Source organism: Stieleria bergensis (assembly GCA_007745635.1).
GTDB lineage: Bacteria > Planctomycetota > Planctomycetia > Pirellulales > Pirellulaceae > Stieleria > Stieleria bergensis.
This window is the reverse complement of record CP036272.1, coordinates 6,933,895-6,950,731: the sequence shown is the minus strand read 5'-3', so window position 1 is coordinate 6,950,731 and position 16,837 is coordinate 6,933,895. Positions and strand designations below refer to the sequence as shown.

General features: G+C 53.7%; 14 protein-coding genes and 1 pseudogene. 8 read left to right on the top strand and 7 right to left on the bottom strand.

Features of this window, described 5'->3' with window-relative positions; genetic code table 11:
• Positions 1-152 precede the first annotated feature (152 nt).
• Together SV7mr_RS24430 and SV7mr_RS24425 are read left to right on the top strand one after the other, a co-directional pair.
• Entirely contained in the window at positions 153-719 is a 567-nt protein-coding gene (locus SV7mr_RS24430; RefSeq protein ID WP_145277611.1) for a hypothetical protein, read from the top strand.
• A gap of 342 nt (positions 720-1,061) precedes the next feature.
• Positions 1,062-1,322, top strand: coding sequence for a cation transporting ATPase C-terminal domain-containing protein (locus SV7mr_RS24425; RefSeq protein WP_419187883.1), 261 nt, complete (start codon positions 1,062-1,064; stop codon positions 1,320-1,322).
• Positions 1,323-1,457: 135 nt separating this feature from the next.
• On the opposite strand, the gene SV7mr_RS24420 is transcribed toward SV7mr_RS24425, so the two are convergent.
• Entirely contained in the window at positions 1,458-2,357 is a 900-nt protein-coding gene (locus SV7mr_RS24420; RefSeq protein WP_145277607.1) for an endonuclease/exonuclease/phosphatase family protein, read from the bottom strand.
• A gap of 265 nt (positions 2,358-2,622) precedes the next feature.
• Here SV7mr_RS24420 and SV7mr_RS24415 point away from each other — a divergent pair, with 265 nt between their 5' ends.
• A complete protein-coding gene (locus tag SV7mr_RS24415; RefSeq protein WP_145277605.1) occupies positions 2,623-3,300 on the top strand; it encodes a hypothetical protein in 678 nt (225 codons plus the stop codon).
• A 59-nt stretch (positions 3,301-3,359) separates the two neighbouring features.
• Here the strand turns inward: SV7mr_RS24415 and pdeM are convergent, their stop codons facing one another.
• Positions 3,360-4,019: a ligase-associated DNA damage response endonuclease PdeM gene (pdeM, locus tag SV7mr_RS24410; RefSeq protein WP_145277603.1), complete on the bottom strand. Its 660-nt coding sequence runs from the start codon at positions 4,017-4,019 to the stop codon at positions 3,360-3,362.
• A gap of 3 nt (positions 4,020-4,022) precedes the next feature.
• A pseudogene (locus SV7mr_RS24405) lies at positions 4,023-4,277 on the bottom strand (hypothetical protein); the annotation flags it as partial.
• Positions 4,278-4,359: 82 nt separating this feature from the next.
• Between SV7mr_RS24405 and SV7mr_RS24400 the strand changes: the two are divergent.
• Together SV7mr_RS24400 and SV7mr_RS24395 are read left to right on the top strand one after the other, a co-directional pair.
• Positions 4,360-4,674, top strand: coding sequence for a transposase (locus SV7mr_RS24400; protein WP_145271091.1), 315 nt, complete (start codon positions 4,360-4,362; stop codon positions 4,672-4,674).
• A gap of 35 nt (positions 4,675-4,709) precedes the next feature.
• Entirely contained in the window at positions 4,710-5,636 is a 927-nt protein-coding gene (locus SV7mr_RS24395) for an IS3 family transposase (protein ID WP_473163691.1), read from the top strand.
• Positions 5,637-5,838: 202 nt separating this feature from the next.
• Here SV7mr_RS24395 and SV7mr_RS24390 read toward each other — a convergent pair whose 3' ends face one another.
• Genes SV7mr_RS24390 through SV7mr_RS24380 form a run of 3 tightly spaced genes read right to left on the bottom strand, consistent with a single transcriptional unit; the run spans position 5,839 to position 10,741 of the window.
• Positions 5,839-8,094 (bottom strand): ligase-associated DNA damage response DEXH box helicase, encoded by a 2,256-nt coding sequence (locus SV7mr_RS24390; RefSeq protein ID WP_145277598.1) that lies wholly within the window; start codon positions 8,092-8,094, stop codon positions 5,839-5,841.
• Positions 8,091-9,710: an ATP-dependent DNA ligase gene (locus tag SV7mr_RS24385; protein ID WP_145277596.1), complete on the bottom strand. Its 1,620-nt coding sequence runs from the start codon at positions 9,708-9,710 to the stop codon at positions 8,091-8,093. The genes SV7mr_RS24390 and SV7mr_RS24385 overlap by 4 nt, the downstream gene beginning before the upstream one ends.
• A complete protein-coding gene (locus SV7mr_RS24380) occupies positions 9,707-10,741 on the bottom strand; it encodes a ligase-associated DNA damage response exonuclease (RefSeq protein WP_145277594.1) in 1,035 nt (344 codons plus the stop codon). Before SV7mr_RS24380 ends, SV7mr_RS24385 begins: the two co-directional genes overlap by 4 nt.
• Positions 10,742-10,965: 224 nt before the next feature.
• Between SV7mr_RS24380 and SV7mr_RS24375 the strand changes: the two genes are divergently transcribed.
• From SV7mr_RS24375 to SV7mr_RS24365, 3 genes are all read left to right on the top strand, one after another.
• Positions 10,966-11,136, top strand: coding sequence for a DUF2256 domain-containing protein (locus tag SV7mr_RS24375; protein WP_145277592.1), 171 nt, complete (start codon positions 10,966-10,968; stop codon positions 11,134-11,136).
• Entirely contained in the window at positions 11,093-11,938 is an 846-nt protein-coding gene (locus SV7mr_RS24370; RefSeq protein ID WP_419187881.1) for a hypothetical protein, read from the top strand. The genes SV7mr_RS24375 and SV7mr_RS24370 overlap by 44 nt, the downstream gene beginning before the upstream one ends.
• Positions 11,939-12,494: 556 nt before the next feature.
• A complete protein-coding gene (locus SV7mr_RS24365) occupies positions 12,495-15,554 on the top strand; it encodes a patatin-like phospholipase family protein (protein WP_145277588.1) in 3,060 nt (1,019 codons plus the stop codon).
• Positions 15,555-15,626: 72 nt separating this feature from the next.
• On the opposite strand, the gene SV7mr_RS24360 is transcribed toward SV7mr_RS24365, so the two are convergent.
• Positions 15,627-16,775 carry a DKNYY domain-containing protein gene (locus SV7mr_RS24360; protein WP_145277586.1) on the bottom strand — a complete coding sequence of 383 codons (1,149 nt, stop codon included), beginning with the start codon at positions 16,773-16,775 and terminating at the stop codon, positions 15,627-15,629.
• Positions 16,776-16,837 lie beyond the last annotated feature (62 nt).

The following is a 16,837-nucleotide window of genomic DNA, read 5'->3' as shown; positions in this document are numbered from 1 at the left end:
GTTCTCGTTCTGCACCGCCCTGTCCTCCGCTGACCACCATGCTTCATCGTGTGCCTTCAACGAGACGCGTTTGCCGCGAACCAAGGCAAGCCATGCGCGCCGTTTGGTCCCAGCAACGGTTGGTTGCTTGCATCGCGTTGGAAAGCTACATTGTGAATTCACGATCGAGCAATCAATCCATGGGGCAAGTCAACGTGATTTATTTGTGTGAACGAGAGATCGGATCCGATAACACGGAGATTGGATTTCCGAGTATCGATGGCTGTCGCGCCATTGTGCTCGGTACCGCCGGCGGCTTGTATGGATTGCATCTCAATGGATCGCTAAACGGTACCAAGCTGGATGCGTTGGCCAACTTCGTAAACGGTGCTGCAGTGACGATCATGTATGTGGCCTGCAATCAGAACAGTGGCGCACGGGACATTGAAGAGGTGGCTCAGGTAGCAGCAAGGTTTGGCTGCGCAAACGCAACGTACTGGTTGACTACAGGGTTCCCAGGAAGTTCAGCGTACATTGACTTCATGTTGGTTCCTGGCAACAAATGTGTGATCCAAGCGCGAGCCTGGAATGAGGCCGCCGATAATGTTCCAGCGAACAAGTCAGGCTATGCCGCAGGTGCGAATCGAGCGATGGCCAATGGCGGCGCTCCAGGGCAAATGTATGCTGGCCTCAGCCGAGCCGGCATGACGACTTATTATCCGATCAAGCTTAACCTTTAGAACAGGCAGACTCAGCATCAGTCAGCCCGAGTGCGGAGTTTCCATCGATGAACTGAGACGCGTGGATTGCGCTCGGAGTCTCGATCCGAGCAGCCAGACACTAGGATCTGCTAGACGCCTTGATCTGCCGTTTTCTCCGCTGTCGGCACTTGCCACTGCGCGAATTGGGGGTTTGCAAACTTTGCCAATGTCTCCCCTGTCTCTGCGATGTAAGATGCAGGCTTGGTGCTCGATTGAATGAGTGAGCCCCGCCAACTGTTGCAAAAACTTCCCGGCTCTCAGGGTGGTTTTGCAGGGCGGTTTTCTAGGGTGTCGTGCTGTTTTCTTGATGGAATCTTCGCTGTGAGTATTGAAACCGTCTTTGATTCACGGTCCTCGAGCACGTTGTTTCGCAAGGATCCGTTAGGCAATCGCGCTCTGCTTGGCGCGGTTGCTCTGTCCGCTGCACTGTCACTGCTAGCGATCTACACCACGCCGGGGAACTTGGTGCTTGGCACCACACCGCTGCAGGCCAGGCACCTGCTGGAGATCGTGGCGATTGCTTCGTTGCCAACGCTGGGGCTTTCAGCGCTGAAAGAAGTGTTTCAATTTAAGTTCTTGTAGAAACCGAAGTGCTAGTGCGTTCGCTCCAGCGGAGCGGGCAGCGCTGCACACCGCTCGCTGACCGAACACCTCCGGTCAGCAGGCAAGCTTGCCAAGACTTCCGTCGTTTGGACGGGAGGATGCGGCGCGGTGGTCTCATTCCGCCGGCAGTGTCGCGAAGTCAACGATGACCGGCAAGTGATCCGACAGGATCCAAGTCGTTTCCGATGCGACGACCTGGGCACGCGAAACGTGTTTGGCCAATGGAGGCTTGGCAAAGACGTAATCCAGTCGTCGAGCACTGCCGTGATCGCCGGGCTTTTCGATTTTGGTTGGAAAGCTGCCAGTGAATGCAAAGTCCGGGCCGCGTTGGGAGTTTTCCAAGTCCACAAAGCCTGCCGCTTTGTAATGCTCGATGACGCTAAAGTCCAGTTTGCCCCTGCGCAGATTCTTCTCGCCGTACTTCTGATCGCGTTGATTGAAGAAGGGCTCCAGCTTGCCATGTTGATAGTACTTGGCATCGTCGCTGGAGAAGGTGTTGAAGTCACCCGCTAAGATAACGTGCGATCCTTCAGGCAGTGAAGCGACGTCCTTCAAGATCAGTTCCGTTTCTCCGAGGCGTGTTTCCCAGTTGCTGGGGTGAAGATGGATCACATACACATACAGCCCACGAATTTTGACTCGCAGCAAGCCATGATGAAACCCGGTCAGCGTGCGCTGGATCTCCTCGATCGGATATCGTGAGGTGATGCCAGTTGAAAAGCCCTTGGTTTTAAGCAGTGCAGAATGCGGATGTTGCCAAGCCGCGGCGTCCTTGGCCAATCGTTCTTCGGTGTAACCATTAAGCTCTTGAAGTGACACGATGTCGGGGGCCTGCTGTTTCATCCAGGTCAGATACGCGGGCTTGCGATCTGGGACTTTGCTGAATCCGTACCATACATTGTACGTAATGAGTCGCAGGTGAGCCGATTCGTTTTCGACAGCCTGGCTGTGCTGAGCGGTGAGCGTGAGACACAGGAAAACGAGGATAATCAGGTGACGGTAGGCGGTGATCATTTTGTTCACGCAAGACCAAAGAGAAAGAGCCAGTGGTGAGATAAAGGACACATTGTAATTCCCGACGCGCTCGAGGAGGTGTAAGAATGGCTGCGTCTGACGGAAGTCATGAGGCCCAGTGCGCGACACCGGCGCAAGATTGTGTGCAGGTGCAAATTGGAGTTCGCGGGTTCTGGCCACCAGGCAAGGTCAGTCGTGTTTCGTTATCCTAGCGAATTCGGCCAACGTCCCATTCCACTTCGTTTCAATTGACCAGAGGTTTAAAATGTCACGCAGCGGCATACTGTTACTGGTGTTCTTGATGGGTGCTGTTCCTATCGCGTCCGCTCAGCAAGATCAGCGACGGGAATCGGAGGCAAAACCAGTGCCCGATTTTCAGCCGCAGAATGATCGTGAACGCGCATTGTTCGAAATGATCAAGGAGTTGCGCAGTGAAGTGGCTAGCCTGCGCACCCAATTGCGATCTCGGGAACGCAGTCTGCCCAATCTTCGCGATCGAGAAGGCTCGATCATCCGTCGACCTGCTGAGGGCGATGCTGCGAGAGAAGTGTCGCGACGAGATTCACCGCGTCTGGATACTCAAGCAAACGCATTGTATCGCAAAGCCCAGCGAATCTACCAAGCCTACGACAAGAACAACGACAAGCGCGTGTCGTTCGAAGAATGGTTGGCCATGCGTGAAGGCGAGATGACACCGGAGCGGCGAGCACGCGAACGACAATATTTCGCGGATCCTGCTGGTGAGGATGAAGTCATCACGCTTGATGAGTTCTTTCGCTGGATGGAGCGACGGTCTCGAGGCGGTAAGCGTGAAGACGCCGGTGAACGAACGGGTTTACGTGCCCGCGACGGTGCCCGTGAAGGTAGTCGAGAACGATCGGGACTGCGCGAGAGTGATCAGCGGCCCAGCGGCCAGCGCGAATCAGAAGCGGCTGATCGCTGAAACGTCGGCCTCGCTAAGTTCCACTGAGTTGGCTTGCCATGGAAATGGAGTTGGCTGGGTTAGCCCCACTGAATCACTTCATGGTCGGCGACGAGCCAGACCTGATCGGTGGTTTTGGGCTCGATGATCTGCGAGCCCGTAAAGCTGCCGAGCGCCGGTAATACGAGTGTGCCTTCGCGATACCAAAAGCAGCGAAGTTTCAGACGGTCGGTGCGAGAATTAATCCGAACGGCTGGATGAATGTGACCCGCAAGCACAATGGCTGACGGGTCTTCGGGGACGACAGGATAGTGCGACACAATGAGGTTGTTCCAGATTGTACCGGGCTTGACGAGTTGGATCGGCCAGTGGCTCGGCAGTCGTCTCAATTGGGAGTCGTGATTGCCGGGGACCAGGTAGACACTGACGGGTGCGATTTCATCGAAGAACGGCTCCAAGGAGTGCACGGTTGATGGGGTCAGAGTTGCTTGGTCATGGAACATGTCGCCGAGAATGACCAGTTTTGTCGCCGAACTCATGTGCAGCATGCGCTTGATCTTCTGTAGAGTTTCATCAGTTGTCCCCTCCGGGACGGGCACAGCATGTTGCCGAAACGTCGCGTCTTTCCCAAAGTGTGTGTCGGCGACGTACAGGGTTCCGGCAGCCGGATCGAACACTCCTCCTGGGCTGCAAAGCCAAAGCTGATGATTCTTAATCGTGACCGGGTTTCTTCCGTGCACGTTCTAACCTGCCGCAGCTTCAAGTTGTTTCTGCATGCGCGCGACACGTTCAGCCAGTGATTCGCTGCTCAAGCGTTCACGCAGTTTGTCGACCAACAATGGAAACGCCAGCGGCGTCATCTTCTCGGGAGAGACAAGAATGATTTCACTGTCTTCAATGCGACGAATGGCACGCTGCAGGCGATTCGCATCAAGCTGCAAGTCAAGCACCTCTTGTTCGGCTTGTTGCAACAGTAGGTTCTCAGGATCGTAATTGCAGAAGACGTCAAATTGTCTTGCCTCTCATGGAATTGGAATTTTGCCTCCGGTGAATTAATCTCACCCCCCGAGGAGAATTCTGATGACAAAAAAACGACGATCTTTCACCGCTTCACAGAAGGCTGATGCGGTTCGCAGGCATCTTAAAGACCAAATTCCTGTCTCGCAGATCGCTGACGAGATGCACGTCCAGCCAACGATGATCCACAACTGGATCAATTCCGTGCTTCAACAGGCTGAACGCTCTTTTGAGTCGCCGCGATCGACGAAGGCTGAAACGTCCAAGCACGATGCCAAGCTCCAGAAGATGCGTGAGAAACTCGACGCTAAGAACGAAGTCATCTCTGAGCTGATGGAGGAGAACATCCGCTCAAAAAAAGAAAATGGGGAGCTCTAACCGGTCGCTGGGTTCCTCACGATACACGAGACCAAATCGTCGATTACATCAACCATTGGACGAAACAAACTGAGCTGCCTGCAAAGCAACTGCTGCTGTGGCTTGGCTTGGCGGCCAACAAGTTCCACACCTGGAAGAAACGCTACGGAATGGTCAATGACCACAACGGAAAGATCCCTCGCGACTGGTGGCTCGCGGATTGGGAGCGGCAAGCCATTGTCGCGTTCCATGACAAGAATCCACTGGAGGGTTATCGCCGATTGACTTTCATGATGCTTGACGATGACATCGTTGCGGTGAGCCCTTCGACGGTTTATCGCGTTCTCAAAGCAGCGGGGCGTTTGGACCGCAAATCCGCGACCAAGTCGCTCAAAGGAACAGGCTTCAAACAGCCTAAAAAGCCGCATAGCCATTGGCATACCGATGTTTCTTACATCAACGTTGGTGGAACGTTTTTTTACTTGATCACGGTACTCGATGGCTTCAGTCGTTACATCGTGCACCATGAACTTCGCGAGTCGATGACGGAAGTGGATATTGAGATTGTGATTCAAGCAGCGCTGGAAAAACATCCCGGTGTGAAGCCCCGAATCATCAGCGACAATGGTCCGCAGTACATCGCGAAAGACTTTAAAGCATTCGTTCGCTTCAACGGTTTGACGCATGTGACGACGAGTCCTTACTACCCGCAAAGCAACGGAAAGCAGGAGCGATTTTACGGGACGTTGAAGACGGAGTGCATTCGTCCCAATCCGCCGCGAGATCGTGACGAAGCGGTCAAGCAAATAGCTGCTTATGTGTGTCATTACAACGAGACGCGTTTGCACAGCGGGATCGGTTACATCACGCCAGCGGACTGCTTGAATGGCCTGTCCGGCGAGATCCATGCAGAGCGTGATCGCAAGCTTGAAGAAGCTCGTTCACGCCGTCGCGAGCAAGCATCACTTGCAATCGCGAGCTGATGTGAGAGACTGAGAGAACTTGGTCGGAGGATAGGGCACTGGTGAGGACCAACCCGAGCGCCGTGCCAAGTGAAACGTCGAAGGGCAGCGGTGTCAGACGATGTCGCTACTCTTCCCTTCGATGTTTCCACAATGCGAAAAACCTTCGGGCAGGATGCCTGATCTTCACGGCAGGAAGCCGCCATCCTGTACTACTCGCCGGTTAGCAAATTCCAATTCCCGTTGAACCAAGACAAAAGAACAGATTGCTGCTGGCCATCAAGTGTTTAGAACTTTTTCGACGGGTTGGTAGCCCTTGGTGAACGAGCCCTGCGACTCGAGCGATCTGTCGAAATTGCCGCTTGGCCATCTCGGTCGCATTCATGCTTTTATGTATGTCCTCGACCAAGGAATCGGAAGAGAAAACGCTCCCGTCAAGCAACGCTGACGGATCGATCTGAGTTGTGGATTGCAAGACGAAGCCATAGTCATTGCAGGCAATCGAGAACGTCGTCTTTTGGGCTTGTGCAAGACGATAGGCAGCGACAGCAGCGAGACCTTCATGGACGAGCCGACCTTCGAAGCAGTAAACAAACAGTTGCCACCCCGAGCGATTTTTCTGTTGTTCAATCAGTAACTGATCCATTCTGGGAATCACGCTCCAACGCGTTTGGACCTCCAGCAAGGGTCGGATTGCTTTCATCTCTTTGCCGGCGAACTGACCCCGCGAGGCTTCGTCGAACTTCCTGCGCAGTTGATCACCAAGCTCGGCCGAAAGCGGCATGCGGCCGCCCATCCATCTCGGTACAGCGTTGGGCTTTCCTTTTGCACGCCGCACGTAGGCCACGTTGTCTTGGACTCGGGCTAGCGAGACCAGCTTTCCGGCGAAAACGAACACGCAATCCTTTTTCAGCTTGGATAAGAAGCTTTCTTCGACCATTCCGAGTCGCTTTCCAGACATGTATTTGACGACCATGGCCGTGTCTGACACGATGGTTCCAATGTTCATGCGGTGCATGGTCATGACCCGCTTTTTCGTCACCTTGTAACGGCCGTCTTGAACTTCGACACGCTGAAAGTCAGGGTAGGCTTTAAGGGAACTGCCGCCATGCTCGACAAAGGCTAGAATCCATTGCCACTCAGTATCATTCAACGTGCGGTACGTGGACGCGCTGCGGACTTCGTCCAGCAATTCGCTGGGGCGAAAGCCGCCTCCAATTGCGATCGTGATGGCGTGCTGGGCGAGTACGTCGAGCGGCTTGTCCAGCAAGCGGTACGACTCTAGGTTTTGCTCTTTGATGGCTTGCTGTGCAGCGGCGAGTTCTGCGAGTTCAATCGCGTTGGTGGGAACAAACGCTAATCGGCTCACCGCATCCGGTTGATGTCCACTCCGTCCAGCGCGTTGCAGCAGTCTTGCCGAGCCCTTGGGGCTGCCGACTTGAACCACAAAGTCGACCGCCGTGAAGTCAACTCCCAAGTCCAGGCTACTGGTGCAAACGACGGCCTTCAATTCGCCATTGCGCAAACCTTCTTCCGCCCACGATCGTACCTCCGCGTCCAAGGACCCGTGATGAAGTGCGATGCTGCCAGCCCAGTCTGGCCGCAGCTTTAAGAGCTCCTGATACCAGATCTCAGATTGTGATCTTGTGTTGGTAAAGACTAACGCACTATCGACTTCATTGAGACGCTGCGCGACCTGTGGTGCCATCTTGGTCCCGATGTGTCCGGTCCAAGGAAACCGCTCGATCGTTGCAGGAATGATTGATTCGAACTTCAGCTTTTTCTTGCGATAGCCCTCAATCAGCCGCGGCGCTTCGTTGGGAGTGCAGCCAACCAGCGTGTCTGCAGCTTGCTGCATGTTGCCGAGTGTTGCTGAGAGAGCCCAAGACCTTAGGTTCGGATTAAGTTTTCTCAACCGTGCCAGTGCCAACTCGGTCTGGACTCCTCGTTTCGATCCCAGCAGTTCATGCCACTCATCAATGATCACCGCTTCCAAGCCAGCGAGTTGCGTTAAGACTTGCTCGTGTGTCAGTAAGAGCGACAAGCTTTCTGGAGTGGTGACTAAGGCGGTGGGCAATCGCTTCAGCTGGCGAGCTTTCATCGATGACTTGCTATCGCCCGTTCGTGACTCCAGTCGCCATGGCAGTTGAAACGCATCAAGTGGGGCACGTAAGCTGGCCTCGGTGTCAGCGGCGAGAGCGCGAAGCGGCGTGATCCAAAGGACACGGACCGGCGGCGGACGTTTGGGATTCCAACGCACGGTGTCGGGGTTCTCTCGCATCCATTTGATGAGTGGACCCATCCATACCGCCAGTGTTTTGCCGGTGCCCGTAGCGGAGTGAACAATTCCGCTTTGTCCCTGTTGGTAGGCGCGCCAGCAAGATCGCTGGAAACGAAACGCGCGCCAACGTTGGCTTTCAAAGTACTCGTTGACCAAGTCATCTGGAGAGGCGATGGTTGTGACTTCGGCGTTGATCATGGCTGTTCGATCGGCTCCGTTGGACTGTCCAGCAACGCCTTCAGTTCAGCCAATGAGCTGGCATCGGATGGCTGCTTGTCATGCCTCCATCGCACAATTCTGGGAAACCGGGTGGCAACCCCGGATTTGTGTCGCTTGCTGATTCTCAAGCCTTCGAATGCGATTTCCATGACCAGCGTTGGCGTTACGCTGCGCACGGGACCAAAGGATTCCGAAGTGTTTTGGCGAATGAAACGATCGACTTGACGAATCTCCTGGTCGCTCAAACCGCTATAGGCCTTTGCGAATGGTACCAGGGCGTCACCATCCCAGACGGCGAACGTGTAATCCGAGAACAGATTCGCTCGTCTGCCATGACCTTTTTGACCGTAGATCAACACGCCGTCGATGGTGTGTGGATCGACTTTCCATTTCCACCAAGTTCCTGTGACTCGGCCTACTGAGTACGACGCATCGAGCCGTTTCAACATCAGGCCCTCGGCATGATGCTGACGACTTGTTTCACGGATCTTTGCCAGCTGATCCCAAGCCGTTTGTTGCATCAGTTGAGTGATCCGCAAGTTTGGAGGGTCGACTTTCCGGAGCAATGCTTCTAGCTTTTTCCGGCGTGATGCAAAGGGCTCCAGACGAATGTCTTCGCCCTCGCGCTCTAATAGATCAAACGCATGAAAAACGACGGGGACTTCCTTGAGCAGTTTCTTACCCACCCGTTTTTTCCCGATGCGACGTTGTAGCTGATCAAAGGGAAGGACGTCGCCCACTGTGGCGGCGGCTAGAATTTCTCCGTCTAAGACGGTGCCGTCGGGTAGACTTGCCGCTGCCGCTTCAATCTCGGGCCATGTATTCTCCATCAGGATCTCGCCACGCGACCAGAGAAAGGTTTGGCCCTGGCGGCGGATCAGCTGTCCGCGAATGCCATCCCACTTCCACTCGGCCGCATATTCATTGTGCTCGCCAAGCTGTTCGATTGATCGTTTGTTATCAACCGCGTGAGCAAGGCAAAACGGATACGGCCGACTCGCTACTGAGTCACCTTCATCGGGATCGACGAGTCGCAGAAACGATTCCGCCGTTGATTCCCATGTTCCCATCAATCGATGAGCGATGACCTCTGTGTTGACCCCGGAGTGCTTTGACAATGCCCGAATGAGTAAACGCTTGCTGACGCCCACGCGAAATCCTCCGGTCAGGAGTTTCATGAACACAAACCTCACCTGCTTGGTCGTGTTTCGCCAGATCTGTAGCGTTCGCGATCGCTGATCCGCTTCCGGAAGATCTCGCATGGGCAGCAAATCCTCACAAACGCACTCAGCAAGCGATTTGCTGTAGTGGTGGTTTCCGTCTGGAACGACTAATGCAACGGTTTCCGCCAGATCACCAACCGTCTGGTACGACTCTTCAAACAGCCAGGCGGGGATGTCTGCTTCTTCGGCGGCCCATGTGCGCACCAGCTGAGTGGCGATCACGCGTCCCAATCGGTTGCCGGAAAGGAAGTACGTCGCCCAAGCAGCGTCAGCGGGATCAGCGGCTTCGAAGTAATGAATCAGAGCACTGATCTTTTGGTTGGTCTTTGTGGTCCGATCGAGCCGTGTGTATAGCTCTGCGAAGTGAATCATTGATAGGCCTCGCTTGCAGCTGGCGAGCTTTGCGGTTGATCCTCTTCAATTCTCGACATCTTGCTTTCCACCGCTCGGGCCTTGCGACCGGTGTCATTCAAGTACCTCGCGACGATGTCACTGTAGCCGTGATCGACCCATACCTCTTCGGGATCGCATAGTCTGATCGCCCGCATCAGCGCTGGCCAATCAACGTGATCGCTGATCACAAAGCCATGGTCCATGAAGCGCCGGCGTCTCCAGCCGCGGATCATGGTCCATCCGCTCACCATGGCTGTACTGACTTGTCCGAAGCGTTTCATCCAAGTCGTGCCGTGTGCACTTGGGACAGCCAGTACCAATGCTCCACGAAAGTCCTGTTTTGATTCCGCTGACGCGACATGCTTGGTGTCGGGAAGCGCAACGCCGCTGTCGCGATAAGCCTGAACTCCTTTCTCGATGGCCCCGTGTGTAAAGATCGATCCGATGCTATCATCAAGTGCAGCCAGCACTCGCTGACTCTTGCCGATCGCATAGCCATACAACACACTGCAAATCTCCTTTGCTTGATTATCACGCCACCAATCATTGATTTGCCTGACAACGGTCTCCTCTGGAGGCCAGCGGAAGACTGGCAATCCAAAGGTCGACTCGGTAATTAACAGATTGCACTCAACAGGTGACCAGCTCTGGCAAGTTGGTTCATGTCCTAATTTGTAGTCGCCAGTGATAACGGCAACGTAACCCTTATGCTCCAATCGAACCTGAGCGGATCCCAGCATGTGACCAGCCGGATGCAAGCTTAGGTTGACTCCGCCAAGGTTGATGGTTTCGCCATAATCCAGGAAGTGGAAGTCGCTCTCGCTTCCTAATCTCATTCTCAGCAGGGGTTTGCCAACGGCGCAAGCTAAGTAAGATTCGGAACCGGGGCGAGCGTGATCAGCATGAGCGTGCGTGACGACGGCTCGCTTCACCGGACGGATCGGATCGATGAAGAAATCGCCGGCCGGACAATACAATCCGGAGTCCGTGTACGTGAGCGGCGGATTCATCAGATTTGTGATTCCAGGTGCAAGAGAAGGTTGGCTGCGAGCGCTGGTGAGCAGAGAGAATCTATCGTTTGGGGCGCAGGTTTCGGATCGTTACGCGACGTCAGTATGTTCTCCGGTCAATTGGCGATTCTGTAACAGAAATTGCGTCCTCCGAATGCGATGATCGGCGACGGCTGGACGAAGTCCTAAACTTCCCTATCTCCCCCTGATTTTGGAAACGGCACGTGGCCAAAAACAACAAAACCGATTCGCCCCGTAAGCTCTGCGCGGTCTGTGGGCGACCGTTTAGCTGGCGCAAGAAATGGGAACGCAGCTGGGATTCGGTCAAGTACTGTAGCCAGCGGTGCCGCCGTGAAAAAGCCACAGGAACGCCAAAAGCGACCGGCAGTGGGTGATCTGATGCGGGCACACGATGATTTTGAGTTAGCCATCGGCATTGACTATTCGGGTGCGAAAACACCGCTTAGCCGATCCGCGGCCCTGCAGGTCTACAAAGCCTCACCAGGTAGCGAGCCCCGCATCGTCACTTCCCCAGCTTCCAGCGACAATCGAAAACGCAATTGGAATCGGAAAGAAATCGCCTGGTGGCTGGCGGAGCACTTGCAGGAAGAGCGACGAATGATCGTTGCTATCGATCATGGATTCTCGTTTCCAATCGACTACTTCCAACGCAACCAGATCCATGACTGGAATCAGTTTCTAGAGGACTTTGTCGCTCACTGGGCCACCGGTGAGGAAACGGTTTCCATTGATGATTTGCGTGCGAACGAGAAGTCTTTGGTACAGCAACGATGCGGATCGAGTCGTGAGCTTCGTTTGACGGAATCATGGTCCGGATCAGCAAAGTCCGTCTTCCAATTTGACGTCCAGGGATCGGTTGCCAAATCGACTCACGCTGGGATTCCCTGGTTGCATTGGCTGAAAGCAAAGTTCCAGTACCAGGTCCATTGGTGGCCGTTTGATGGTTGGGACCCTCCGCAGGAGAAGTCAATCATTTGCGAAGGCTATCCGACACTGCTACGCAAACGCTACCCGCGCGAGGGGCGCAGTGCTGATCAGCACGATGCGTATTGTTTAGCGGCTTGGCTGCGACGACTTGTTGATCAACAAACACTCGGTCACTACTTGAACGTTCCGCTGACTGATCAGGAGCGCGAGATCGCACTGCGGGAAGGCTGGATCTTGGGAGTGCTTTAACTTGTTCCGGGTTCAACAACTGCCGTCGATCCTTTTTGATGTTGCGCAATGCATACAGGCCCGCAGCACAAGCGAGGGAATCGCGGAATGATAAACGATCACGTGTCAACTTAATTCAAAGAGACGCCATCCACTCTCTGGCGCGGCCTGCTTGTAGTTTTCACAGTCACACAGCAACTGCGAGTTGTGTGGCGCAACATCAAGGGGCGATCTTCGGGCAAGAGCGATGGTTTCATCGTTTATGCGACCGAATCTAATCAGTAGGGAGACTGCAGTCGATTTGTTTTCCGCAAGACGAATGTCTTGCCGATGTTTGCCAGCCTGGGATTCGTTCAACTCACGCTGATTGTTCCGATGCGATTAACTCGCTTCACTGGCATCAATCTGGTTGACAAACACCGCTCGGCATTGGGAGCGGCTTGTATCGAAACGCTGATTTGATACTTTGGACTAGCCCTCTAGCGGTTGGCGCTCCTCCCCTGGCCTGCCGCTGTTTTCATTCCATGCATTCTCTTGGCTGCTACGCTCGGGCATCCGCATTGCTGACCAAGTCGTTATGGGTCGAGTTTTAAAGAATCGCTATTCTGAACACCATGTCTTTGAAGAAGAGTCCAAAGAGATCCAGCGTCGCCGGCGCATTGCCTTTGATGATGATCACGAAACAGGCGATGATCAGGAAACGGTTGGGCTGGCCATCTCTGGCGGCGGCGTCCGCTCCGGGGCATTAGGCTTAGGTTTCATTCAGGCACTGATCAAGAGAGGCATCATGCCTTACGTCGACTACATGTCGACGATCTCCGGAGGCGGTTATGTTGGCGCGTTTTTGAGCTCTTACTCGCTGACACTACCGCCGGGTGTTCCGCGCAAGTCGCAGTCTGTTGATGTCAATGAGGAGCCGTCCGCACCTCAAAGTCTCCAGCCCGCCGAGCAGCCCTTTGACAATCATCGGATCTCACAGATTGTGCATGGCGGCAATCAATTGCGGTTTCTCGGCTCGTTTCTCAACCGAGCGTTTTTGGGTTCGGTTCTGATTTTGGGTGTGATCTCAAGTGCGTTGATCTTCTCCACGAACTTGATCGCTTATTGTCACCAATGGGTCAACTACGAGAGCTTTCGTTTCTTTATTAATCCTCTGGGGTTCGACTCGGACGTCACGGCAGCCTTCTTTCCAACAGTGATCTGCGTCTTGCTATGGTTGCTGGCGTGGCTGTTTAGTTTTGTGCGTCGCGGTGGCAACACCACTGGCGCATTCGCGAAGCCATTTCTGTTGGCGGCCATCGTGACCTTGATGACTGGGTTTGCTTTGTTACTGGGCACTGGAGATATCTCGTTAGGGCATTTCGCTCACTGGATGGGAATCATCAGTGAAGAGGTTTCCCCAGAACGCTTGACCCGTCCGCTGGTCATCATCGTTAGTATTGCGATTTGCGTTGCCTTATTGCCTTATCTAAAACCCTCTGTCTTGATTGAGAGTGGGAAATCGAAACGGATTGTTGGTCGTGTCGGCTTGTGGGCGGTCACTCGGATTTTGATCCTCGGCGTTCCGTTTCTATTGCTGGTTTTCGCTGCTCGCGAAAACGTTTCGGGATTTAACTCCGATCGTTATCACTTGTTGCTGAAGCAACAGGAGATCAGTGAATGGAAGAAATGGGGTGTGCTGTCACCGTTGTGGGAGCAGGTCTTATCCAGTCCGCCCTCGGATCTCATCGGCAAACGCATCAATAAGTTTGCCATGAAAGCAGGTCCGACTGAGGGCGACAATCACATTCTAACCGCCTTGTCGAAGCTAGAACGTTACCAGGCCTTCGAGCACGCGTTGGTGATTCCGAAGTGCAATAAGTCGCTCGAAGATACTGAAGTGATTCATGTCAGGGCTCTTCGTGAGCAGTTCAGTCGGCTACGTCAGAGCAGCGCTGAAGTCGATGAACGACAGCGCGAAGTTGGCTCAATGTTGGCGGCTTGGGGATCCTTGAGCCGGCTTCCCATGCAATGGCTTGCTGGTGAATTCGAACGGAATAATCTGGTCCGGATGATGCGGTCCCGCGACAAAGTGTCTCGCCAGAAGTCTGTCATGCTTTACTACGTAAATTGCTGCTTGATCAACCCCCGTTTCTTCCAGCATGTTGAGCTCCCCAGCAACCGAAGTTCCGTCGATCTCAGTCGTTTTGCAAAGCTTCGTAAACGGGCAGATGCCCTCTCCAGTTTGATCGATAAGAGAAAACTCACATTGAACAACGAGTACGATAAGCAGTTGTTGAAGGAGGTGATTAAGACGAACCGGCAGCTTCTTGAGTTGTATTACCCGGGCGCATTACGATCTCCGGCAACCGTCTTTTGGGGCGTCGTCGGACTTCATGACCAAACCTTTCGGCTCTCCGTGATGTTCTATGCCGGGTTCGTGTTTCTTGTACTGGGGTTGCTGGTGGATTTGAATTCAACGTCAATTCATCAGGAGTATGCCGGGCGATTGGCCAATGCCTGGATCGTCCACGAAACCAACGATCGTCTAAAAATCCCCTTGACCAAACTGGACACCGTTTCTCGCGGCTATCCGTATCACCTGATTTCTGGTTCGGCGTACTTTCCGGGCCGGCGAAAACGAAACTCTCGTGCCGAGCCGTTTGATTACTTCCTGTTTTCCAACAGGTTCTGTGGATCGACCCGCACAAAGTACGTCAAAACCAAGGACTTTATGAATAGCAGGTACTCGCTGGAGGAGGCGATGGCCGTCTCAGGCGCAGCCACCAGCATTCTGCACTTGACCAGCAATCCGCTGCTCATGCTGTTATTGCTCGTCTTGAACGTCCGGCTTGGCCAATGGATTGAGAACCCAGGTTTTCGGCCCAAGGTTTCCAATACACTTGGCGTCTTGATCAACCGTTACTTGCCCATTTCTCCCATTCGTGTGTTGCTCAGTATGACACAGCGCGCAGAACGCAGGTCGTTGTGCTTCGTTGCCGACGGAGGCTTTTTTGATAACCTCGGCGTTGATCCATTATTGCGGCGTCGCTGTCGACTGGTGATTGCCCTCGATGCCGGTAGCGATGCGAAGTCCGAGTTCACCGACTTCACCAAGCTGCTACGCAATGCACGAACAAAACATGGGATTGAATTCACTTCACTCGCTGATGAATCGAACCTGCCCTTGGAGAGCGTCTCCATTGATCAACAAACGTCGCTGAGTGAGTCTCACTTTTTTGGTGCTCAGATCCACTATCCGGATCGCGACGAGCCAGGATTGTTGCTGTACTTCAAAACTAGCATGACGGGTGATGAGTCTGATGAGTTGATCAAGTTTCAACAGCAGTCTGAGTTTCCCAACGATCCAACAATCGATCAAGCGTTCTCAAACGCCCGTTTTGAATCCTATCGCATGCTTGGCGAACACATGTGCGAGTCGTTTGCCAAACAGCTGAATTCAAGGAAGTTGGATCAAAAAGAAGACAGGCTTTCTCACGATGAGTTAGTGCGTGTCATGCAACAGGTTTTGGTCTCAACCGAATTGAACCTCCCATCGATGAAACCCAAAACCGGTCGCGTTCCCAACCCTGCCAAGGCCAGGGTGATCCGGAAACTGCGGCGTGCACAGCCAAAACCAACGTCTAAGAAAAAGTGAACCTCATAGTCAGACCCGTCGCTGTTCAGGGCAAGCTCAACCCTGCGTTGGTAGCAGGTTTTGCTGGCATCGCTAGTTTGCTTCTTTGAGCATGTCGCCCGCAGCCTGCATTTGCTGGATCAGGTCGGCGCGGCGAAAGATTTGGAGCTGTGCTTCTGAAACCGGTTTTGCCGTGGCCTCACCGGGCGGCGGTAAGATGCGAACCTTTTCCAGTTTGTCGCCGGCGACTTCCGCCGCAATGATCGCAAGTGGTTTGTTTGTGCCGTGTTCGTAAACCAATTTTTCAACGTTCAGTTGATCTTTGTCCCAGTAAAGTGTGACTGGATTGCACTGATAAGTGTCCACGAGAAACGCATGGTTTTCGTCTTTGCCAACCCGATTGTCAATCATTTCAAAGGAAGTTGGATCGGCATGCAGAAACCGTTGTGAATTGAGGTAGACGCCATGCTTGTCGCTGACAATCTGGTAGCCATAGGGATCGTGCAAAATGAATTGGCAAGTCTCCGGGTCAATGTTCGGTAGTCGTTGACCACTTCGGTACACAAGGTTTTTATCGACTGCCATGAAGGAATCACCTAAGACCTTAAAGGTCGCCAAATCAACACCTGCGATTGGTTTTGGGCCCCAGTAAATGGCTTCCGCATCGCGATAGTAGCCCGAACCCAAATGACGGAACGACGCTGCATCGGCGCCGGCAATGAGTTGATGTTGATACCAGACGCGCTCCGCGTCTCGATAGACAGACCCTTCCCTGACGATCGTTAATGTTGCTGGATTGGCGTCTGGAATCACAATGTCGTACCACCACACTTGGTGCTTGTCTCGTGCAAGGTTCGATCCGACCACAGCGAATGTCATTGGATCCGCGTTCGGCAGCTCAATCATCAAGAAGCGACCTGGGCTGATCCACTTGTAGTAGACCTTGTTTTTGTCGCGAGTGTATTCCTCCGACAATACTTCGAAACTGGCCGCATCGGGTGCCGCACAGAGTTTGACGGGACGCGTCATCGAGCGGCGGAAGCCAAAGATGACACCCTTTCCGGGCTGATCGATCCGAGTGCCTTCCCCAGTGTTGGCATTCTTCTCGCCGCCGACGAAGTGAATGGCATCACCCCGGCGAACATAACCCAATCCAAGGTTGTCTTCAGCATCAACAAGGGGACAAAGAACTCCGGTCAAACAAACACACAAGACCGCCCGTTGCAAAAAACGTCTCGTCATTTAGGCTGCTCCTGGTACGGTGCGGTGATGGGAGACATGGAACCACTGCGCGTGGATAGATG